This is a genomic window from Pseudomonas sp. 2,4-D (assembly GCF_030418155.1).
Classification (GTDB): domain Bacteria; phylum Pseudomonadota; class Gammaproteobacteria; order Pseudomonadales; family Pseudomonadaceae; genus Aquipseudomonas; species Aquipseudomonas alloputida.
Genome location: NZ_JAUHUI010000014.1, coordinates 108,847 through 129,105 on the forward strand (window position 1 = coordinate 108,847; position 20,259 = coordinate 129,105).

The window sequence follows — 20,259 nt, forward strand, 5'->3', positions numbered from 1 at the left end:
TGGACACTAATCGGTGGTTGGACACAAATCGGCGGTTGGGCACAAATCGGTGGTTGGACACAAATCGATTGTTGGGCACAGGCCGTTGTAGGAGCGGGTTCACCCGCGAACACCGGCCCAGCCGGTGCCAAGCAACGCGCCGCCTGCTTCGCGGGTATGCACCATTGATACGACCAAGCGCTTCAGCCCCGAGCACCTCAGAAAAGCTCTACCGCCCACAGAGCATCTACAGGAGGCGGCGCCACGTAGTTGCTCACCAACGAAGGTCTCGCTGCCCCGCCAGGGCCTGCGGCCCGAGCCATTGAGCCCCACGCAACAATGGCGTCAACTGCGCTTCAGGCTGCAGCTGGAACACCACCTGCGCCTGGCGTCCTGGCAGGTCGGCATCCACGGCCAGTTGATGTTGCCCTTGCTGCGCCAACTGCCCGCGCAGGTGCCAGCCACTACGGCAATCCATTTCCAGCCAGCCGTGCCCAAGGCCTAGGGACCAAGGGTCGCTGAGGGCTAGGTCGGTTACGATCACGCGGCCTTCACTGGCCTGGCATTGGCGCCCTGCCCCCTGCATCCTCAACACACCCTGCCACTGGCCGGCCAGGCGGTAATCCGTCGAGACCGTCGCCAAAGCTCCCTTGGCTGATGCCTCAAGCCGCCAATGCCAGGGCCAGCCTTCTGCACGCAACTGCCAGGCCTGGCCCTGGAATCCCACTTGCGCATTCGCCTGCAAGCGCCAGGGCTGCACCGTCCAGCGCAAAGGCCCGACCGGCCCCCATTGTTGTGCCTGCCCTTGCCAAAGGCTTCCGCCGACATCACGTACCGGCAGGCCGAACGCACGCACCACCCAATTGGCCGGAAGCTCGATAAACAGCGTGAGCACGAATACCAGTAACACCCAGGCCATTGCTGCACTGCGGCTCATGGCTGCACCACCAGGTCGAATCGCAAAGCCTTGCCCTGCTGCTCCAGCCCCCATTGCAACGGCAATGCACCTTCTACACGCAGACTCTGCACCCAGCCTTGCAGTATGCGCTCATCGGCCACCTGCCCACGCAGTTGCCAGGCCTTGCCTTGCGTATCGACTTCGATCAGTTCAACCCCACGCGCCAGGGCCGACTGACGTAGCCGCTCCAGGTTCAAACCGGGCCCGCCTTGCAAGCTGGCCGCCTGTTCGGCCAGCACACGCCACTGGCCAAGCATGCGCCATTGCGCAATGCCTTCGCGCAGGGCCAGGAAGGCCAGCAGCAGGGCGATCAGCCCCCAGGCGAACGTGAAGCGATGACGCTGTAGCCAGTCGCGGTTCATGAGGCTGCTCCCAGGTCGAAGATCACTTGGCCATCTTGAACCTGCACTGTGGCGCCAGCGGCAGCCGCCATATCACGCCATGGCGGCGCACTGCCCTCGCCCTTCAGGCGCAGGTGCCAACGCTGGCCATCGAAGCGCACCGCTTGCAGGCGCAAGCCGGGGTTGTCACGCAGCCAGGTCTGCAAGCGAGCCTGCAGGTCGTCTAGCTGACGTGTACGCAGTTGCTGCTGCAGTACGCTCTCGCGCAGGCGCTTGAGGGCCTGTGCCGCGTGCCGAGGGCTGGCCTGCTCGCCGGTCACGGCAACGACCTGGCTACGCCAGACTTGCGCCTGACGCCATTGCTGGCTCAACCACAGGCCACCCCAAACGGTGGCCAGCACCAGGCAAGCTGCCAGCAGCCGCTGCTGCTGGCGGGAGGCCGCCGGCAACGAGCGCACCTTGCGGGCGCGGTCGAACAGGCCGGGCATTATGTCGAGTGGCGCAAATACGGTTGGCCAATTGCCGCTCAGCGACGTTTTGTGCAGCCCTGCCCACGGTGGCTGCGGCACGCCACCCAAGGCATCAGGCCACGCCAGCCAGTGCTCCTGTCCATCTTCGGCCAAGCCTTTGTAGAGCGACATGCCGGGGGTGCGTTGCCATTGCCAGGCGCATCCTGGCTCGGGTGATGGCAGCAGCTGCAGCTCCGCCCAGCAACGTACCGTCTGCAAGCCCCATTCGCCACATTGGCCACGCCAGTCATCCAGCTGCTGACGCGCCACTACCAACAGACGAAGGTACCCGGGTTCACGGGCCAGGCAAGCACAGGCCACCTCATGCGGGGCCTGCAGCAAGCGATCCTCAAGCAGCAAAGGCCACTCTTCGCGCTTGAGCCCGGGCGGGGCCGGCACGCGAAAATGGCTGCACGCCTCGGCAGGCAGGACCAGCGCAACATGGGCCTGCGGGTTGGCCGGTGGCTCGCCCTGCCCCTCGCTTTGCAAAATACCGTCCTGAACCAGCGCCCAGTGCCAGACAGCCCCCGGGCGCAGCAGCAGCCACGCCTGGGCCGGCGTACGCCGCCGCCATTCAAGTTTCATGAGCGCCCCCATGGGAGGGCGAAGGTGCAGACATAGGGGGCTCCATCACGCAGCAGTTCCAGACGCACACCACGGCCTGGGTGCACCGGTTGGTCAGAAGGCCAGGCCAGCCATCGGCCGCCCTGGTAATACAGAACGTTCATGGCACTGACCTGGTCGAGTCGTTCGCGCTGTACCCAGCGCGGGGCGACGGCGGCGTACAAATCGGCCGAGCTTTCCAGCAGCAGGCGTTGCTCACGCGCCTCGAACCGCAGGCGCTGGCGTTGCAGGCGCGAGCCACCTTCGGCTGCCGGCAGGCCGGTGCTGGCGACCCACAGCAACTGATTGCTGGCGGGCTGCCAGTCCAGCCAACGGCTGGCCAGCGGCAGACGCTGGTCGTAGACACGGCGCAGCACCGGGCTGTCGAAGCGCCGCTCCAGGGCCAGGCAAAAGTCCAGCACCGAGGTTTGCCGAGTGGTATCCTGCAGGCGTTCGCGCACCTTCAGCCAGCCATTGACCAGCGCGGCCAGCATGATGCCGAGCACGGCTGTCAGGGCCAGGGCGACCATCAGTTCGATCAGGGTCAGGCCGGTTTGGCGGTGTTTCATGGGCGCTCCAGAAACACGGTGTACTGGCCCAGTGGCAGGCGCTGGTCGCGGTCGGCGAACAATTGCAGTTCGCCACGGCGCAGGTCTCGCACGCCGGTGCGACGCAGTTGCAATTGCCAATGACAGAGTTGGCCACCTTGGCCGAGCTCGCCGGCTACCTGGTTTTCGGCAGGCCAGTACTGCTCGACGGCAAAGCGGGCTTGCAGCTCACGCGCGCACAACAGGCCAAGACGGTGCTGTTGCAGGTTGTCCTGCACTGCAAGCCGCTGGCGCAGCACCTGGCTGGTGATCACTGCCAGCACGGCAGCGATTGCCAGGGCTACGGTCACCTCCAGCAGAGTGAAACCACGCTGTGCTTGCTTCATGGCACTACCCACATGCCATCGGTGCGGCTCCAGGCCCATTGCTGACTGCCATCGGCCCAGCGCCAGCGCACGCTACCCGCCTGCGCCCAGCCATGCGGCGTGAACAGTACGCGCGGTTGCGGGCTGGCCGGCCAGTCCGGGTGCAGGCCCTTGGGCCAGTCGCCGAGCGGGACCGCTTCGACCACCCAGGCATTGCCCTCGCGGCGGACGAACTCCGGTCGCTGGCCATTCCAGCGCAGCCCGCGCAGTTGCCCGGCATGCCGGGCCAGCGCGGCCTGGCCACGGACCTCGACCGCCAGCCGTTGCAGGGCCTGCTCGACACTGGCCTGGCCGTTGCCAAGGCCGGCCACCGCCAGCCCGGTCATCAGCCCGGCAATGGCCAGTACCACCAACAGTTCGATCAGGCTGAAGCCGCGCTGATGACGCACCGTTACAGCGCCCAGTTACCCAGGTCGGCATCCTGGCCTTCGCCGCCCGGCAGGCCATCGGCGCCCAGCGAGTACACATCGACCCGGCCATGTTCCCCGGGCATGCGGTACTGGTACGGGGTGCCCCACGGGTCTTCCGGCAGTCGACGCACATAGCCATCACTGCGCCAGGCCCGAGGCAGCGGCTCCTGAGCCGGCTTTTTCACCAGCGCGGCCAGGCCCTGTTCGTTGCTGGGGAAGCGCAAGTTGTCCAGGCGATACATGTCCAGCGCCTGCTCCAGGGTGGCCAGGTCGGCCATCACCTTCTGCTTCATGGCCTTGTCCTGGTTGCCCAGCACGCTGGGCGCCACCACGGCAATCAGCAGGCCGATGATGAAGATCACCACCATGATTTCCATGAGGGTGAAGCCGCGTTGGCGGTTACGTCGATGCTGCATGGCAATACTCCTTGTCGTCACAATTGCAGGCCCTGGTTGAGTTGCATGATCGGCAGCAGCACCGCCAGCACGATGAACAGCACCACGGCGCCCATCACCAGGATCATCAGGGGTTCGAACAGCGCCATGGCGGTATCGACCTGGCGGGCAAAGCCGCGCTCCTGGTCGTCGGCCACGCGCTCGAGCATGTCCGCCAGGGTGCCGCTGGCCTCGCCGCTGCCGACCATGTTCACCAGCAGCGGCGGGAATTGCTGGCTGGCATCCAGCGCACGGTGCAGGCTGGTGCCGCCCTGCACGTGTTGGCGCACCTGCTCCATGGCCAGGCGGATACGCCGGTTGCCGATGGTTTCGGTGGCCACTTGCAAGGCTTCGAGCAGGGCCACGCCACTGCCACAGAGAATCGCCAGGCTGCGCGCCAGGCGCGCGCTCTCCAGCACCTGCAGCAGGCTGCCAATACGCGGCAGGCGCAGCAGCAGCTGGTCGCGACGCAGGCACCAGTGCGGTTTGCGCAACAACCAGCCAGCCAGCCCCCCGAGCAACAGCGCCACCCCTAACAACCAGGGCCCGGCGTGCACCAGCCCCTGGCTCAGGCCGATCAGCAACGAGGTGATCAGCGGCAGGCTTTGCCCGGCATGGGCGAATTGCTCGGTGAGTTTGGGCACGACGAACGTCATCAGGCCAATCACCACGGCCAGCGACACACCCATCAGCACAGCGGGGTAGATCAGCGCTGTGCGGGCCTTGTGTTGCTGGCGTTGCACCTGCTCCAGGTGGTCGGCCAAGCGGGTCAGCACCTGGGCCAGGTGCCCGGAACGTTCGCCGGCCTCGACCAGCGCGCAGTACAAGCCAGTGAACGGTGCGCCCTGCCGGGCCAGGCTGCGGGCCAGGCCCAGGCCTTCGGCCAGTGAGCCGCGCAAGGCCACCAGCACACTGTGCAGGGCAGGCTGACGCAGTTGCCGTTCAAGGGTGGCAAGGGCATCGACCAAGGGAATGCCGGCCCCGGTCAAGGTGGCCAGCTGACGGGTCAGCTCACACAGCTGGGCGCGGCTCAGGCGCTGGCGTCGGGGCTGTCGGCTGCCGGCGTCATGACGCTGCAACTGGCGGGCGAACAGGCCCTGTTCGCGCAACAGCTGGCGAGCGTGGCGTTCACTGTCAGCCTGCAGGCTGGCCTTGTGCGATTTGCCGGCAAGGTCAACGGCCTGGTAGCGATAGGTCGGCATGCCTTAGCCCTGCACCACGCGCAGCACTTCGGCCAGGCTGGTCTCACCGCGGGCCAGGCAATCGCTGGCCATCGCTACCAGGCTTTGGCGCCGGTCAGCCAGGTAATCCTGCATGGCCAGCTCACTGGCGCCGTCGTACAACAGACCGATGAGCCCAGCGTCCAGCTCGATGAATTCGTACAGCCCCAGTCGCCCCATATAACCGCTGCCCTGGCACTGCTCGCAACCCACGGCGTGATAAGTGCTGCCCAGCGCCGCCAGCTCAGGCCACAGCTCGCGCTCGGCAACCTGTAGCGGATGCGCCACGGCACAGCTGCACAAACGCCGCACCAGGCGCTGAGCCAGGACGCCGCGCAGGCACGAGGCGATCAGGAAGGGCTCGATGCCCATGTCGCGCAGGCGGGTCACTGCGCCTACCGCGCTGTTGGTGTGCAAGGTCGACAGCACCAGGTGGCCGGTGAGGCTGGCCTGCACGGCGATCTGTGCAGTCTCCTGATCGCGGATTTCGCCGAGCATGATCACGTCAGGGTCCTGACGCAGGATGGCGCGCAGGCCACTGGCAAACGTCAGCCCGGCACGCGGGTTGATGGCGGTTTGGCCAATGCCGGCGATGGCGTACTCCACCGGATCCTCGACGGTGAGGATGTTGCGGCTGCCATCGTTGAGGCTGTTCAGGCTGGCGTACAGGGTCGTGGTCTTGCCCGAACCGGTCGGCCCGGTGGACAACACGATGCCGTTGGGCCGCGCCAGGCAACTGCGCAGGCCCTGCAAGACCGCTGCCGGCATGCCCAGGTTATCCAGCGCCAGCAGGTTGGCCTGCTTGTCGAGCACGCGCATCACCACCCGCTCGCCGTGGATGCCGGGCAAGGTCGAGACCCGCACGTCCACTTCGCGCCCCGCCGCGCGCAAGGTGATGCGGCCGTCCTGGGGCTGGCGCTTTTCCGCGATGTCCAGGCGGGCCATGACCTTGATCCGTGACACCAGCATGGCCGACAACGCACGCGGTGGACGCAGCACCTCGCGCAGGTGGCCATCGACCCGCAAGCGCACCACCAGGCTCTGCTCGAAGGTCTCGATATGGATGTCCGAGGCGCGCAGCCGCAGCGCCTGGCCGAACAGGCCGTTGATCAGGCGGATTACCGGGGCTTCGTCGTCGCTTTCCAGCAGGTCTTCGATGCGCGGCATCTCGCTCATCAGGCTATCCAGGTCGACCTGGTCGCCGATACCTTCGATCAGCGCTTCGGTGGCGGCATCGCCGGCCTGGTACAGCTGGCCAAGGCGTTCGTTGAACAGCGCAGGCTCCAGGTATTCGAGCAGGCTTGGCTGGCCATGCACACGCAGCAGTTCCTGCAACTGGGCATTGTCGGCGTCGGGCCGCAGCCATAGCTGCCAGCCCTGCTCTGCCGGGGCCATGGCCACTCCGCTCTGCCGTGCCTGGCGATAGGGCAGCATCACCAGTCACCGCCTTCCAGGCGTGCGCGGCTGGAGGGGAATACCTGCAACAGCGGCGTACCCTCTGCAAGGTCCGGCAATTGCAGCGGTGTGGTCTGCTGCAGGGTGCGGTACTTGTCTTCACTGAGGCCCGCCAGGCTCGGCCCGTCGCGCAGAATGCGCGGGCGGATGAACACCATCAGGTTCTGCTTGGTGTTCCTGGTGGCATCGGAGCGGAACAACCGGCCAAGATAAGGAATGTCGCCGAGCAGTGGCACACGCTGGTCGCTGGTACTCAACTCGTCGCTGATCAGGCCGCCGAGTATCACCAGGCCGTTGTCCTCGACCATGACCTTGGTCTTGATCTCGCGCTTGTTGGTGATCACGTCGCTGGCCGAGCTGGTATCGGCAATCGACGACACCTCCTGAACGATGTCCAGGCGCACGCTGTTGTCGACATTGATCTGCGGCTTGATGCGCAGCTTCACCCCGACTTCCTTGCGCTCGATGGTCTGGTACGGGTTGGCGTTGTTCTGCGTCACGGAGCCGGTGACGAAGGGCACCTCCTGGCCGACCAGGATCGACGCTTCGGCGTTGTCCAGGGTCAGCAAGGTGGGCGTGGACAGCAGGTTGAAGCCGCTCTTGCCCTTCAGCGCGTTGACCAGCATGGCGAAGTTGAAGCCACCGCCGAAATGGCCGATGCCTGCCGTGGCACCGGTGGTGGTGGACAACAGATCGCCCAGGGCCTCGTTGTCGCCACTGGCGGCGGCCCCGGCAATGCTGGCGATATTCACCCCGTTACTGCCGAAGTTGACAATACCGGCGCCGAACTTCTCGTCGGCGAACAGCCACTGCACGCCCAGCTCCTGGGCGCTGCTGTCGGACACCTCGGCGATGATCGCTTCGACCACCACCTGGGCACGGCGAATGTCCAGTTGCTCGACAATGGCCCGGTACGCCGCCAGCTCGCTGTCGGGGCCCACCATGACCACGGCATTGGTACCTTCTTCGTATTCCAGGCGGATGCCCGAGCCACCGGCGGCTGCCATCACGGGCCTGTCCTTGCCCTCTGCCTCACCCGCGCCTTCAGCCGGCACCGCACCGTCCTGGCTGAGCCCTCGCAGCACCTTGACCACTTCACCGGCATTGGCATGGCGCAGGTAGATCACCTGGGTGCTGCCGCTGCCCGGTGCCTCTTGAGGGCGGTCGAGCTGGCGCAGCAGGCTGGCGATGCGTTCGAGGTTGCTGCGCCAGTCAGTCACCACCAACTGGTGCGCCGCCGGGTAAGGTGTAATAACCCCAACCCGAGGGTCGATCAGCGGTTTGAGGATGCCCAGTACCTGTTCGCTGGCGGCGTTGCGCACGCTGAATACGCGGGTGGCCACGCTGTCGCTGCCCTCGCCCTGCTGCCCGCCCGCCTCCACTGGCACCGGCTCCAGGCGCGCGGCCTGGTCGGGCACGATTTTCACGCTGCCGTTGGGCAGGTCGACGGTGGCATAGCCCTGGGCGCGCAGTTGGGCCAGGAAGATGTCGTAGATGGCGTCGGCGTCGTGCAGGTCCACGGTGCGCACCGTGACCTTGCCCTTGACCCGGGGGTCGACGATAAAGGTGGTGCCGGTGATGCGCGACACGCTGTCGATGAACTCGCCGAGTTCGGTATCGACGAAATTCACTTCGTACACCGGCGTACCGTTGTCATCGAACACCGGCTCTTGGGCATAGGCGATGGACAAGGCCAGGCTCAGCGCAGCCGCCATGCAGTATCTAACAGGCATCGTTCATCCTTGCCGCTTGAAGCCGGTCACGGCGGGGCGTGGCGGCCAGGGCAGGCGCTCACGCCGCCCCTGGTTGTTGAAAATCAGGCCATCGCTGTCAATGTCCTGCAGCACGATCCCTGGCGCCAGGCGCTGACCGCGAGCCAAGGTGCGCACGTGCTCGCCGTAGCGCAGCACCACCACACTGGAGGCCAATGGCTGGGCCTTGAGGCCGCCGAGGTATTGCAGCGGCAGACGGGTGATGGCGATGGCGCCGTCGTCGGGCTGCGCTTGCCAGTGACCGACCATCAGCCCGGGCAGCGGGCTGTCGGCCGCCGCAGGCGCCGTGGCCGTTTGTGGCTGCCGGCTCAACTGCAGCACACACTGCGCAGACAGCCAGCCGGCCAGGGTCAGGCCAGCGCCGGTGAGCAGGCGCGAGGTGAGCATCACGAGGCCAACTGCCGTGGGTGCCAGCCTGGGTGCCCCTGCACGTAACGCACTTCGGGCAGTTGCAGCGGCGCCAGTTGCCAGTTGTCAGGCTGGCGGGCCAGCCAGGCTTCGACCCGCTGCCACAGTGGCTCGCCGGCCTGGCTTTCGAATTGCAGGCCAAAGGTGCGGCACAGGCCCTGCACCGGCTCCAGCCCAGTGATGCGCTTACCTTGCGGGCTGTAGCTGACGCTCCAGGCCTGGCCCTGCCAGCGCGGCAGGTCCTGGCTGTTGTCCAGCAGCAGCGGGTCACCGAACAATTGCTCAGCGGCGTTTTCCAGCACTTGCTCGACCTGCCTGGCCGGTGCTTCGACCACTGGCGCCGGGTAGCCACCGGTGAGGCTGATCAGGTGTTCGCGGGTAATAGACGCCCCCGCTGACAGCGGGTAGTCATAACGCAGGCCCGGCAACAACACGGGCATGCTGCTATCGTCGGCCAAGGCTTGATGCAGCAGGCGGTCCCAGCTGCCGCCACGGGTATCGCGGCGCCACAAAGCCTGGGGCGCGCGGGCCAGCGGCTGGTCGAGCCAGGCCGCGTGGCCGGCACGTTGCTGGCGCAGTTGCGCCTGCAGTTGCGCGACACGCAGCTGCGCAGCAGGCACCAGTTGTTGTTCAAAGGCCGGGAAAAAACGCCCGTCGAACTGCCACTGGCCGGCCACACGCTGGCAGCGCAGGCGGAAGGCACCGCTGCCCCGGCAGCCGGCAAACAGCACCGGTACACGGCGACCGCTGGCCTGGGTGACCTCGACCGGCGCGGGCCACAGGTCCTGACCACGGGCGCACAACAGCACGTCGACTTGCGGCACCCGTTCAGCCAGCCACAGGCCGGGGCCCGTGCCTGCATCGGCCATGGCCACCACCAGGTCAGCCTCGCGCCGGGCTTGCTCGAAGACCGGCTGCAGTGACTGGTACCACTGTTTGAGAGAGGCTTTCTGGTCCTGGGCGTAGGGGTCGGTCACGCCAACCACTGCGATACGGGCACCGCCGCGCTCAAAAACATGCAAGGCTTCCAGGCCAAGTGCCTGGCGTTGTGCGTCAGCCAGCCCAGCGCCGAGGGTAATGGCGCTGGCCTGGCGATACAGGCCCGTGCTGCGTTGCGGCCACAGCACACGCTCGTCGCTGCTGACCCGCGCTTCGATGCCCAGCAGCTGGCTGCCTTGCACACCACTTTCGCCCTGGGTCAGGTAGGCCAGGCCACTGCCATTCCAGCCCTGGCCGTTTTCCAGGGTCAGGCTGTTGCCCGCACCGGCCTCGCCACGCAGTTGTTCTAGCAACGCCGCGAGCACCGCATAACCGCCCAGCTGGGCTGTCGTTGCCTGGCGGGCATCGAGCAGCGGCGCCAGTTGCGGGTAGGCGATACTGGCGCTGCGGCCGGTCATCCAGGGCGCACGGCCCAAGTGGCTGACCGGCCCCAACCGGGTAGCCGGTACCACCGCCTGGCCAGGCTGGCGGGCATCAAGGGTATCGGCGACGTACAGCAAGTCGAGCTGGGCATTGCCGCCCTGCTGCCCTGGGAAGGCTGTGCAGGCGCCGAGCAGCGGTGCCAAGGCACCGATACCCATCCAGCCGATCACTTCGCGCCTGTGCACATTGCTCGCCATCGCATCCGCCATCCTTATCCACGTCCATTCAGGGACCCGGATGTTGCGGCGTTGGCATTACAGTTTGATGGCAGAAATCCGACAGCAATTCCAAATTGATCTGTAGATCACCAATCTAAGATCAGACAGTTTTAAAAGCTCGTTAATATTTCTGCCAAGGAATCATCACACTTGCGCCTTAAAGTCGCGGTTTCCTCCAACTCAGCGAACACAAGGACACCCTGATGAGTCGAGATACCGGCGACAACCTGGACCGGAACCAAAGCGGCAACCTGCCGATGGCCAACGTCATGGACGCCTACCTGAGCCGCCGCAGCGTGATGCGCGGCAGCCTGGGCGCCGCCATCGCCATGATCGCCGGTACCGGCCTGACAGGCTGCTTCGACGGTGGTGGTTCCGATCACGATGATCCGGTCACCGAGCCCCCGGTGACCGAACCGCCAGTCACCGAGCCGGAAGTGCCCAAACTGGCACTGGGCTTCCAGTCCATCCCAGGCTCGCGCACCGACGCCTGTGTGGTCGCCGCCGGCTATAGCGCCTACGTGCTGGCGCCCTGGGGTACGCCACTGAACAGCAACGGCAACCCGTGGAAGTCCGACGGCAGCAACACCTCGACCGACCAGGCCAACGCCATGGGCATGCACCACGACGGCATGCACTTCTTCCCCATCAACGGCAGCTCGGAAGACGGCCTGCTGGCGATCAATTTCGAGTACATCGACACCGCCGCCCTGCACCCGGCCGGCCCGACCACCGATGTCAACGGCAAGCGCCCGGTCGAAGAAGTACGCAAGGAAATCAACGCACATGGCGCTGGCGTAGTGCGCCTGCAGAAAATCAACGGCCGCTGGCAGGTTGTCGACAACGACCCGCTGAACCGCCGTTTCACTACCGCTTCGCGCATGGAAATCACCGGCCCGCTGCGTGGCAGCGACCACGTCAAGACCAAGTACTCCACCGCCGGCACCCACTGCCGCGGCACCAACAACAACTGCGGCAACGGCTACACCCCGTGGGGCACCTACCTGACCTGCGAAGAGAACTGGCCGGGCATCTTCGTCAACAAGGGCACCCGCCCCGAGGACCAGCGCCGCATTGGCGTGGGCACCTCCAGCGGCCAGTACAAGTGGGAAACCGCTGCCGGTGACAGCAGCGAAGTGGACGACGAATTCGCCCGTTTCGACGTAACGGTCAAAGGCGCCAGCGCCACCGACGACTACCGCAACGAAGCCAGCACCTACGGCTACATTGTCGAGATCGACCCGTACAACAGCAGCACCCTGGCCACCAAACGCACCGCACTGGGCCGTTTCCGCCACGAGGGCTGCGCCCCCGGCCTGCCAGTCGCCGGCAAGCCGCTGGTGTGGTACATGGGTGACGACTCGAACAACGAGTACCTGTACAAGTGGGTGTCTACCGCCGTGTGGGATCCCGCCGACGCCACCCCGGCCGACCGCCTGGCCACCGGCGCCAAGTACCTCGACCAGGGCAAGCTCTACGTAGCCCGCTTCAATGCCGACGGCACCGGCGTATGGCTGCTGCTGGACGTGGCCACCGCCACCACGGGCGGCAGCACCCTAGGTGCGCTGTATGGTGACCTGCCGGGCATCATCCTCAACACCCGTGGTGCTGGCGATGCCGTGGGCGCAACGCCGATGGACCGTCCGGAATGGACGACAGTCAACCCGCTGAACGGCGACGTGTACCTGACCCTGACCAACAACAGTGCACGTACCCCGGAAAAGGTCGATGCAGCGAACCCACGCGGCCCGAACCGACATGGTCACATCATTCGCTGGCACGAAAGCGACGACCAGCTGAGCTTTACCTGGGACATCTTCGTCTTCGGCGCCAACGCTGCCGGTACCGCCGACATCAACCGCTCCGGCCTGACCGAACTGAACCAGTTCGCCAGCCCCGACGGCATGAGCTTCGATAGCCGCGGCGTGCTGTGGTTCGAGACCGATAACGGCGAAAGCACCTTGACCGACTACACCAACGACCAGCTGCTGGCGGTGATCCCTACCGACCTGGTGGATGCCAGCGGCAAGCAGGTGCCGGTGAACGCACAGAACCAGGTGGACCTGCGGCGCTTCTTCGTCGGGCCAAATGGTTGCGAGGTGACCGGTATTACCTTTACCCCGGACAACAAGACGCTGTTCGTCAACATTCAACACCCTGACAACTGGCCGTATACCGACAAGGCGACCGATGCGACGCCGGCTGGGGCTACCGTACGGCCGCGGGCTTCGACGGTGGTGATCCAGCGGATCGATGGCGGTGAGATCGGCACCGTTTGATCCAGTACCGGTCAGCCAGCCTTTTGCTGGCTGTACCGGCCTCTTCGCGGGCAAGCCCGCTCCTACAGGGATCTCACGGGTTTCAAAACCGGCGTAGGGGCGGGCTTGCCCGTGAACGTTACCAGGCTATTGGCTCCCGGCTACGCACCCGCACTTGCTGCGCGGGCACCCGGGCATGCCATTGCACCACCCCCAGCGCCTCCACCTGGAACTCGCTGCGCATCACCCGCCCCTCTTCCTCGAACGACAGCTGCAACAGAAAATGCCCGCTGTTGAGCAGCAGCCCTTCGCTCAACCGTTCGAACGTTTCGTCATCCACCGCCCCCAGCGCCTGACGCAGTGCAGCCGCGTCCACATACCCCGACGCCGGCCTGCCGCTGACAATGCGGCTGAGCAACGAACGCGAGTATCGCCCTTCATACAGCGCCTCCAGCAGGGGCAGATGCTCCAACCCCAAGGCATTGGCATTCAGCCGCCAGCCGGTGGTCTGCGGCAACGCACAGAGCATCGGGTACCGTGCCTGGCGGCTGGCGTCCGGCTCCAGCAGCAGGTTCAGCTCGCTGGTGTCGAGCATCGGCTGATTGGCCGCCAGCCGGGGTGGTTGCTGGCGCAGATACTGGGCGCTTTCGGCGCCCTGCAGGTGCGCATCGCTGTCGGCGTCGAGCCAGTCAGCCAAGGCGTCGACCAGGCGTTCTGCGGCCATGTCGTCGCCCAGCAGGTAACGCAACTGGCGCTCGGCGCGCTCGCCATCGGCACCCAGCAACGCATTGACGTTGAAGCAGGTGTGCTGGTCGCGTACCCACAACTGCGCCTGGCCAGCACCAAAGTCGTAGTTCAGCGGCTGCCCGCGCAAGGCTTGCCAGAACAGCGGACTAAGCCGCCAGGCGGGGTCACGCAGGGCCTGCGCGGCGTAGGCCAGGCCGGCCTGCTCCATGGCCCGCACCTGCACCCGCTGGTGCAGCAGGCGTACTTCATCCACCTGGCGCCGGCCATCTTCCACCAGCCAGGCCATGCCCGCCGCCAGCATTGCCAGCACCACCATCACCATCAACAGGGCCGCACCCTGCTGTTGCCTTCCACCCATCCGTGCGTGCCTCGCTCGCGGAATAAAAACGCCAGTCAACACGCGGGGTGTTTCAGGTAGATGGCAATGCCCGTTCGTCATGTGCACGTCATCTGGGCAAGGCAGGATTGCCCTTCCTTTTCATGACCTTACAGGAGTGGTCGCTATGGGTGGCATTGGAATCTGGCAACTGGTGATCGTACTGCTGATCGTGTTCTTGCTGTTTGGTACCAAACGCCTGAAGGGCTTGGGTAGCGATGTGGGCGAGGCGATCCAGGGCTTTCGTAAGTCCATGGGCGGCGACAATGACGCCAGCGCCGCTGGCCAGGCGCAAGTGCAGCAACAGTGCCCGCTGAACGGCCAAGCTGCGCAACAAACTCAAGCGGACCGCCAGGCCTGATGTTCGAGGTAGGCTTCAGCGAGTTGCTGCTGATCGGCGTCGTCGCTCTGTTGGTGCTGGGCCCTGAGCGCCTGCCGGTGGCAGCCCGTACCCTCGGGCGCGGCCTGGGCCAGGCGCGCCGGGCCATGCACGCCTTGCGCACGCAGGTGGAGCGCGAAATCGAGATGCCCAACCTCGACAACGCACCTTTGCAGCGCCTGGAACAGGAGATCCGCCAGGGCATCAGCCTGAACGCGGAACCGGCCAATGATGCGGCCACGGCCGCGCTGCCCAAGGAAAATGCTTCATGAGTATTGCCATGGACCCTGCGGCGAGCATGCCGCTGACCGAACACCTGCGCGACCTGCGCAAACGCCTGGTGCGTTGCCTGGCGCTGGTGGCTTTGGTGTTCGCTGGCCTGTTCCCCTTCGCCCAGACGCTGTACACGCTCATCTCCGAGCCGCTGCGGCGCTTCTTGCCGGAAGGCGCGAGCATGATCGCCACCAGCGTCACCTCGCCCTTTCTGACACCGTTCAAGCTGACCGCGATGTGCGCCCTGTTCCTGGCCATGCCGCTGCTGCTGCATCAGGCCTGGGGCTTTCTGGCGCCGGGGCTGTACCGCCGTGAACGGCGCATTGCCCTGCCGCTGCTGGTATCGAGCATCGTGCTGTTCTATACCGGCATGGCGTTCGCGTTCTTCCTCGTGTTCCCGATGATGTTCGGTTTCTTTGCCAGCGTGACCCCGGACGGCGTCGCGATGATGACCGATATCAGCCAGTACCTGGACTTTATCCTGGCGCTGTTCCTGGCGTTCGGGTTGGCCTTCGAGATCCCGGTGGCGACGTTCATCGTGGTCTGGGTGGGGTTGGCCGATGTGGCCACATTGCGGCGCAGCAGGCCCTACGTGGTCGTCGGCTGCTTTGTGGTGGGGATGATCCTGACACCGCCGGATGTGTTTTCGCAGACGATGCTGGCAGTGCCGATGTGGGTGCTGTTCGAGGTGGGGTTGCTGGCTTGTGGAATGTTGAAGCGGCCGGAGCCAGGCAAGGAGATTGTGGCTGGATTGTAGGGCCCTTTCGCGGGCACGCCCGCTCCCACAGGGATATCACAGGTTCTGAAGATTGTGATATCCCTGTGGGAGCGGGCGTGCCCGCGAATAGCCGTGATGCGTTCTAGACCTCGGCGAGCCGCCAGACTTCATAGGCTGGCGTCTCGTACGGGTGGCTCTGCTTGAGCGCAGCGACGACCTGCACAATCAGCTCGTCAGCCACCACCAGCTCCACCTTCCACTCTTCCACCACCTCGACCTGGCCGGTTTGCCCGAGGAACGGCTGGCTGCCGTCCAACGGGCGGAACTGGCCCTGGCCAAGGGTTTGCCAGGCGCAGTGGTCATAGTCACCGATGCGCCCGCCGCCAGCAGCGAACACAGCGGCCTTGACCACTTCGACATGGCTGACGGGGACGAAGAAGGCGAGCTTGTACACGCCTTAGTTCACCCACACCCGCGCGTTGCGGAACATACGCATCAGCGCGGCATCTTCCTGCCACTCGTCCGGGCGCCAGGAGTTCTGCACAGCGCGGAACACACGCTCCGGGTGCGGCATCATGATGGTCACGCGGCCGTCGCGGCTGGTCAGGCCGGTGATACCACGCGGCGAGCCGTTCGGGTTGGCCGGGTAGGCTTCGGTGACCTTGCCATGGTTGTCGACGTAGCGCAGGGCCACGCAACCGGACACATCGGCTTCCAGCAATGCTTCTTCGCTGGCGAACTCGGCATGGCCTTCGCCGTGGGCGATGGCGATCGGCATGCGCGAACCGGCCATGCCCTGCAGGAAGATCGAGTTGGACTTCTGCACTTCGACCATGGCCACGCGGGCCTCGAACTGCTCCGAGCGGTTGCGCACGAAGTGCGGCCAGTACTCGGTGCCCGGGATCAGCTCGTGCAGGTTGGACATCATCTGGCAACCGTTGCACACGCCCAGGGCGAAGCTGTCGGTACGCTCGAAGAAGGCCTGGAAGGCGTCACGGGCACGGGCGTTGAACAGCGCCGACTTGGCCCAGCCTTCGCCAGCGCCCAGCACGTCACCGTACGAGAAGCCGCCACAGGCGACCAGGCCCTTGAAGGCTTCGAAGTCGACACGGCCAGCGAGGATGTCGCTCATGTGCACGTCGATGGCGGCGAAGCCGGCGCGATCGAAGGCAGCAGCCATCTCGACCTGGCCGTTGACGCCCTGCTCGCGCAGGATGGCCACTTGCGGGCGCACGCCCTTCTTGATGTACGGTGCGGCGATGTCGTCGTTGACGTCGAAGCCCAGCTTCACCGACAGGCCCGGGTTGTCTTCCTCGAGCAGCAGGTCGAATTCCTGGTCAGCGCAGTCGGCGTTGTCGCGCAGGCGCTGGATCTGGTAGCTGGTTTCAGCCCACTGGCGCTGCAGCATGCGACGGTCATCGTCGAACAGCACTTCGCCGTTCAGGCTGATGGTCACTTCAGCGTTGTTGACCGGCTTGCCGATCACCGCGACGCACTCTTCACCCAGGCCTGCAGCGCTGAACTGTGCCAGCACGTCCGGGGTAGCATCCTGGCGAACCTGGATCACAGCACCCAGCTCTTCGTTGAAGAGGATGGCCGGCACTTCGCCCTTGCTGTCGGTCAGTGGGTCGAGTTGCAAGTCGAGGCCGCAGTGGCCGGCGAAGGCCATTTCCAGCACGGTGGTGACCAGGCCGCCGTCAGAACGGTCGTGGTAGGCCAGCAGGTGGCCGTCGGCGTTCAGGCCCTGGATCACGGCGAAGAAGGCCTTGAGGTCTTCGGCGTCGTCAACGTCCGGTGCCTGGGCAGCGATCTTGCCGTAGGTCTGGGCCAGGATCGAGGCGCCCATGCGGTTCTTGCCGCGGCCCAGGTCGATCAGGATCAGGTCGGTCTCGCCCTTGTCCATGCGCAGTTGCGGGGTCAGGGTCTTGCGGATGTCGGTGACCGGGGCGAAGCCGGTGATGATCAGCGACATCGGCGAGGTGACGCTCTTCTCGACGCCCTCGTCGCTCCACTTGGTCTTCATCGACATCGAGTCTTTGCCGACCGGAATGGTGATGCCCAGCTCCGGGCACAGCTCCATGCCGACAGCCTTCACGGTGTCGTACAGGCGTGCGTCTTCACCTGGGTGACCAGCAGCGGACATCCAGTTGGCCGACAGTTTGATGTCGGACAGTTTTTCGATGCGCGAAGCCGCCAGGTTGGTCAGGGTTTCGCCGATGGCCATGCGGCCGGACGCCGGGGCATCCAGCAGCGCCAGCGGCGTACGCTCGCCCATGGCCATGGCTTCACCGGTGTAGACGTCGAAGCTGGTGGCGGTAACGGCGCAGTCAGCCACCGGAACCTGCCACGGGCCGACCATCTGGTCGCGGGCAACCAGGCCGGTGATGGTGCGGTCGCCAATGGTGATCAGGAAGCTCTTGCTGGCCACGGCCGGGTGGTTCAGCACGCGCTGGACGGCGCTGTCCAGGTCCAGTTCGCTCGGGTCGAAGTCATCGCCCAGCTCGGCCTCGCGGGTCACCGAACGGTGCATGCGCGGCGGCTTGCCCAGCAGCACGTCAAGCGGCATGTCCACCGGCGTGTTACCGAAGTGGCTGTCGCTGACGGTCAGGTGCGGTTCTTCAGTGGCTTCACCGACCACGGCAAACGGGCAACGCTCGCGCTCGCAGATGGCCTTGAAGCGCTCGAAGTCGACCGCGCTGACGGCCAGCACGTAACGCTCTTGCGATTCGTTGCTCCAGATTTCGTGCGGGGCCATGCCCGGCTCGTCGTTGGGCACGTTGCGCAGCTCGAAGCGACCACCGCGGCCACCGTCGTTGACCAGCTCAGGGAAGGCGTTGGAAATACCGCCAGCGCCCACGTCGTGGATGAAGGCGATCGGGTTTTCGTCGCCCAGCTGCCAGCAACGGTCGATGACCTCCTGGCAACGGCGCTCCATTTCAGGGTTTTCGCGCTGTACCGAAGCGAAGTCCAGGTCAGCCGAGCTGGCACCGGTAGCCACCGACGAAGCAGCGCCACCGCCCAGGCCGATCAGCATGGCCGGGCCACCGAGCACGATCAGCTTGGCGCCGACAGTGATTTCGCCCTTCTGCACGTGGTCTTCACGGATGTTGCCCATACCGCCGGCGAGCATGATCGGCTTGTGGTAGCCGCGCACTTCTTCACCGTGCGGGGTGTTGATGGCTTGCTCGAAGGTACGGAAGTAACCGGTCAGTGCCGGGCGGCCGAATTCGTTGTTGAACGCAGCGCCGCCAAGAGGGCCTTCGATCATGATGTCGAGGGCGTCGACGATACGCTCAGGCTTGCCATAGGCCTGCTCCCAAGGCTGTTCGAAGCCCGGGATGCGCAGGTTGGACACGGTGAAGCCGGTCAGGCCGGCCTTGGGCTTGGCGCCACGGCCGGTAGCACCTTCGTCGCGGATTTCGCCACCGGAGCCGGTGGAGGCGCCAGAGAACGGGGCGATGGCGGTCGGGTGGTTGTGCGTTTCCACCTTCATCAGGATGTGCACCGGCTCCTGCACCGCGCCGTACTGGCGGGTTTCAGGGTTCGGGAAGAAGCGGCCGGCAACGTTGCCGACGATCACCGAGGCGTTGTCCTTGTACGCCGACAGCACACCTTCGTTGTGCATCTGGTAGGTGTTCTTGATCATGCCGAACAGGCTTTTTTCCTGGGCCTGGCCGTCGATATCCCAACTGGCGTTGAAGATCTTGTGGCGGCAGTGCTCGGAGTTGGCCTGGGCGAACATCATCAGTTCGATGTCGTTCGGGTTGCGTTTGAGGCCCTGGAAGGCATTGACCAGGTAGTCGATCTCGTCTTCGGCCAGGGCCAGGCCCAGGTCGATGTTGGCCTTGGCCAGGGCGTCACGGCCGCCGGCCAGGATGTCGACCGAGGTCATTGGCTTGGGCTTGGCGTGGCTGAACAGGTCAGCGGCCTGCTCCAGCTGGCTGAGCACACGCTGGGTCATGCGGTCGTGCAGTTCGGCGGCGATCAGGGCGGCGTCAGCGTCGCTCAGGGTGCCGGCCACGTAGTAGGCGATGCCGCGCTCCAGGCGCTGGATCGACTGCAGGCCGCAGTTGTGGGCGATGTCGCTGGCCTTGCTGGCCCAGGGCGAAATGGTGCCCAGGCGCGGGACGACCAGGAACAGGCGGCCGGTCGGCTCCTGTACCGGCACGCTCGGGCCGTACTTGAGCAGACGGCCCAGCACCTGCTGCTGGTCGGCGGTCAGCTCGCCGTCGACATCGGCGAAGTGGGCAAATTCGGCATACAAACCAGTAACAGCGGGGACTTTCTGGCTCAGTTGCTCGAGTAATTTACCGTGGCGAAAGGCAGAAAGGGCAGGAGCGCCGCGCAGGATCAACATCGTCGGGACAGCCTCAGGAAGGGGTGTGCTTAGAGGCCGTGCATTCTAGCCTAATTCGATGGCTTTCGGCACCTGCTCTAAGCCACGCCTGCCGGGCGGCGGAACCGGACTTCGGGGTCAGTTTTCAGAGGTGTCCGGCTTGAGACGAGATCGAGCGGCGCCGGGTGTCCGGCTCGAGACGAGATCGAGCGCCGCCAGGTGTCCGGCTCGACACATTCAGCGCCTGTGAGATCGAGCGCCGCCGGGTGTCCGCATTAAGACATTCAGCGCCTGTGAGATCGAGCGCCGCAGGTGTCCGCCTTAAGACATTCTGCGCCTGTGAAATCGAGCGCCGCCAAGTGTCCGGCTCGACACATTCTGCGCCTATAAGATCGAGCGCCGCCCGCGCGGCGCTTCGCGGGTAAACCCGCTCCTACGTTTGTTTCGGGCCAATTATGCCTGTGGGATTC

Annotated in this window: 19 protein-coding genes; 4 read left to right on the forward strand and 15 right to left on the reverse strand. The window is 65.4% G+C overall.

Going from position 1 to position 20,259, the window contains the following annotated elements; genetic code table 11:
• Nucleotides 1-253: 253 nt before the first annotated feature.
• From QYE47_RS12925 to QYE47_RS12980, 12 genes are read right to left on the reverse strand one after another with little or no spacing between them, the layout of a single operon-like run.
• A complete protein-coding gene (locus tag QYE47_RS12925; RefSeq protein ID WP_014589894.1) occupies nt 254-916 on the reverse strand; it encodes a hypothetical protein in 663 nt (220 codons plus the stop codon).
• Nucleotides 913-1,299, reverse strand: a complete 387-nt coding sequence (gene gspM, locus QYE47_RS12930; RefSeq protein ID WP_014589893.1) for a type II secretion system protein GspM — start codon at nt 1,297-1,299, stop codon at nt 913-915. Before gspM ends, QYE47_RS12925 begins: the two co-directional genes overlap by 4 nt.
• Nucleotides 1,296-2,372: a type II secretion system protein GspL gene (locus tag QYE47_RS12935; RefSeq protein ID WP_014589892.1), complete on the reverse strand. Its 1,077-nt coding sequence runs from the start codon at nt 2,370-2,372 to the stop codon at nt 1,296-1,298. Before QYE47_RS12935 ends, gspM begins: the two co-directional genes overlap by 4 nt.
• Nucleotides 2,369-2,959, reverse strand: coding sequence for a type II secretion system protein (locus tag QYE47_RS12940; RefSeq protein WP_014589891.1), 591 nt, complete (start codon nt 2,957-2,959; stop codon nt 2,369-2,371). The genes QYE47_RS12935 and QYE47_RS12940 overlap by 4 nt, the downstream gene beginning before the upstream one ends.
• Nucleotides 2,956-3,324, reverse strand: a complete 369-nt coding sequence (locus QYE47_RS12945) for a type II secretion system protein GspI (RefSeq protein ID WP_014589890.1) — start codon at nt 3,322-3,324, stop codon at nt 2,956-2,958. The genes QYE47_RS12940 and QYE47_RS12945 overlap by 4 nt, the downstream gene beginning before the upstream one ends.
• Nucleotides 3,321-3,752 carry a type II secretion system minor pseudopilin GspH gene (gene gspH / locus QYE47_RS12950; protein WP_003254996.1) on the reverse strand — a complete coding sequence of 144 codons (432 nt, stop codon included), beginning with the start codon at nt 3,750-3,752 and terminating at the stop codon, nt 3,321-3,323. Before gspH ends, QYE47_RS12945 begins: the two co-directional genes overlap by 4 nt.
• A gap of 2 nt (nt 3,753-3,754) precedes the next feature.
• Nucleotides 3,755-4,189, reverse strand: coding sequence for a type II secretion system major pseudopilin GspG (gene gspG / locus QYE47_RS12955; RefSeq protein ID WP_003254997.1), 435 nt, complete (start codon nt 4,187-4,189; stop codon nt 3,755-3,757).
• 17 nt (nt 4,190-4,206) lie between these two features.
• On the reverse strand, nt 4,207-5,409 hold the full coding sequence (gspF, locus tag QYE47_RS12960; RefSeq protein ID WP_070383519.1) for a type II secretion system inner membrane protein GspF: 1,203 nt from the start codon (nt 5,407-5,409) through the stop codon (nt 4,207-4,209).
• 3 nt (nt 5,410-5,412) lie between these two features.
• Nucleotides 5,413-6,861: a GspE/PulE family protein gene (locus QYE47_RS12965; protein ID WP_019438122.1), complete on the reverse strand. Its 1,449-nt coding sequence runs from the start codon at nt 6,859-6,861 to the stop codon at nt 5,413-5,415.
• Nucleotides 6,861-8,597: a type II secretion system secretin GspD gene (gspD, locus tag QYE47_RS12970; protein ID WP_070383518.1), complete on the reverse strand. Its 1,737-nt coding sequence runs from the start codon at nt 8,595-8,597 to the stop codon at nt 6,861-6,863. The genes QYE47_RS12965 and gspD overlap by 1 nt, the downstream gene beginning before the upstream one ends.
• Before the next feature lie 21 nt (nt 8,598-8,618).
• Nucleotides 8,619-9,044, reverse strand: a complete 426-nt coding sequence (locus tag QYE47_RS12975; RefSeq protein WP_076402619.1) for a pilus assembly protein PilZ — start codon at nt 9,042-9,044, stop codon at nt 8,619-8,621.
• Nucleotides 9,041-10,681: a lipoprotein UxpA gene (locus QYE47_RS12980; protein WP_070383516.1), complete on the reverse strand. Its 1,641-nt coding sequence runs from the start codon at nt 10,679-10,681 to the stop codon at nt 9,041-9,043. The genes QYE47_RS12975 and QYE47_RS12980 overlap by 4 nt, the downstream gene beginning before the upstream one ends.
• Before the next feature lie 224 nt (nt 10,682-10,905).
• Between QYE47_RS12980 and QYE47_RS12985 the strand changes: the two genes are divergently transcribed.
• Nucleotides 10,906-12,981 carry a PhoX family phosphatase gene (locus tag QYE47_RS12985; RefSeq protein ID WP_014589884.1) on the forward strand — a complete coding sequence of 692 codons (2,076 nt, stop codon included), beginning with the start codon at nt 10,906-10,908 and terminating at the stop codon, nt 12,979-12,981.
• Nucleotides 12,982-13,099: 118 nt separating this feature from the next.
• On the opposite strand, the gene gspK is transcribed toward QYE47_RS12985, so the two are convergent.
• Complete coding sequence (gene gspK / locus QYE47_RS12990; protein WP_070383515.1) at nt 13,100-14,065, reverse strand: type II secretion system minor pseudopilin GspK; 966 nt, start codon at nt 14,063-14,065, stop codon at nt 13,100-13,102.
• A gap of 145 nt (nt 14,066-14,210) precedes the next feature.
• On the opposite strand from gspK, the gene tatA reads away from it, so the two are divergent.
• Genes tatA through tatC form a run of 3 tightly spaced genes read left to right on the forward strand, consistent with a single transcriptional unit; the run spans nt 14,211 to nt 15,492 of the window.
• Nucleotides 14,211-14,444, forward strand: coding sequence for a twin-arginine translocase TatA/TatE family subunit (gene tatA, locus QYE47_RS12995; protein WP_070383514.1), 234 nt, complete (start codon nt 14,211-14,213; stop codon nt 14,442-14,444).
• A complete protein-coding gene (gene tatB / locus QYE47_RS13000) occupies nt 14,444-14,734 on the forward strand; it encodes a Sec-independent protein translocase protein TatB (protein WP_014589882.1) in 291 nt (96 codons plus the stop codon). The genes tatA and tatB overlap by 1 nt, the downstream gene beginning before the upstream one ends.
• Nucleotides 14,731-15,492: a twin-arginine translocase subunit TatC gene (tatC, locus tag QYE47_RS13005; RefSeq protein WP_070383513.1), complete on the forward strand. Its 762-nt coding sequence runs from the start codon at nt 14,731-14,733 to the stop codon at nt 15,490-15,492. Before tatB ends, tatC begins: the two co-directional genes overlap by 4 nt.
• A gap of 103 nt (nt 15,493-15,595) precedes the next feature.
• Here the strand turns inward: tatC and QYE47_RS13010 are convergent, their stop codons facing one another.
• Both QYE47_RS13010 and purL read right to left on the reverse strand, forming a co-directional pair.
• Nucleotides 15,596-15,907, reverse strand: a complete 312-nt coding sequence (locus QYE47_RS13010) for an NGG1p interacting factor NIF3 (RefSeq protein ID WP_070383512.1) — start codon at nt 15,905-15,907, stop codon at nt 15,596-15,598.
• 3 nt (nt 15,908-15,910) lie between these two features.
• Nucleotides 15,911-19,810, reverse strand: coding sequence for a phosphoribosylformylglycinamidine synthase (purL, locus tag QYE47_RS13015; protein ID WP_070383511.1), 3,900 nt, complete (start codon nt 19,808-19,810; stop codon nt 15,911-15,913).
• Nucleotides 19,811-20,259 lie beyond the last annotated feature (449 nt).

What these genes read in the sequence shown, in the direction of transcription:
- purL (WP_070383511.1), bottom strand. Translation starts at nt 19,810, where the DNA reads ATGTTGATCCTGCGCGGCGCTCCTGCCCTTTCTGCCTTTCGCCACGGT.
- QYE47_RS12985 (WP_014589884.1), top strand. Translation starts at nt 10,906, where the DNA reads ATGAGTCGAGATACCGGCGACAACCTGGACCGGAACCAAAGCGGCAAC.
- gspG (WP_003254997.1), bottom strand. Translation starts at nt 4,189, where the DNA reads ATGCAGCATCGACGTAACCGCCAACGCGGCTTCACCCTCATGGAAATC.
- gspD (WP_070383518.1), bottom strand. Translation starts at nt 8,597, where the DNA reads ATGGCGGCTGCGCTGAGCCTGGCCTTGTCCATCGCCTATGCCCAAGAG.
- gspF (WP_070383519.1), bottom strand. Translation starts at nt 5,409, where the DNA reads ATGCCGACCTATCGCTACCAGGCCGTTGACCTTGCCGGCAAATCGCAC.
- QYE47_RS12980 (WP_070383516.1), bottom strand. Translation starts at nt 10,681, where the DNA reads ATGGCGAGCAATGTGCACAGGCGCGAAGTGATCGGCTGGATGGGTATC.
- tatB (WP_014589882.1), top strand. Translation starts at nt 14,444, where the DNA reads ATGTTCGAGGTAGGCTTCAGCGAGTTGCTGCTGATCGGCGTCGTCGCT.
- tatA (WP_070383514.1), top strand. Translation starts at nt 14,211, where the DNA reads ATGGGTGGCATTGGAATCTGGCAACTGGTGATCGTACTGCTGATCGTG.
- gspM (WP_014589893.1), bottom strand. Translation starts at nt 1,299, where the DNA reads ATGAACCGCGACTGGCTACAGCGTCATCGCTTCACGTTCGCCTGGGGG.
- QYE47_RS12965 (WP_019438122.1), bottom strand. Translation starts at nt 6,861, where the DNA reads ATGCTGCCCTATCGCCAGGCACGGCAGAGCGGAGTGGCCATGGCCCCG.
- QYE47_RS12935 (WP_014589892.1), bottom strand. Translation starts at nt 2,372, where the DNA reads ATGAAACTTGAATGGCGGCGGCGTACGCCGGCCCAGGCGTGGCTGCTG.
- tatC (WP_070383513.1), top strand. Translation starts at nt 14,731, where the DNA reads ATGAGTATTGCCATGGACCCTGCGGCGAGCATGCCGCTGACCGAACAC.
- gspK (WP_070383515.1), bottom strand. Translation starts at nt 14,065, where the DNA reads ATGGGTGGAAGGCAACAGCAGGGTGCGGCCCTGTTGATGGTGATGGTG.
- QYE47_RS12940 (WP_014589891.1), bottom strand. Translation starts at nt 2,959, where the DNA reads ATGAAACACCGCCAAACCGGCCTGACCCTGATCGAACTGATGGTCGCC.
- QYE47_RS12925 (WP_014589894.1), bottom strand. Translation starts at nt 916, where the DNA reads ATGAGCCGCAGTGCAGCAATGGCCTGGGTGTTACTGGTATTCGTGCTC.
- QYE47_RS12945 (WP_014589890.1), bottom strand. Translation starts at nt 3,324, where the DNA reads ATGAAGCAAGCACAGCGTGGTTTCACTCTGCTGGAGGTGACCGTAGCC.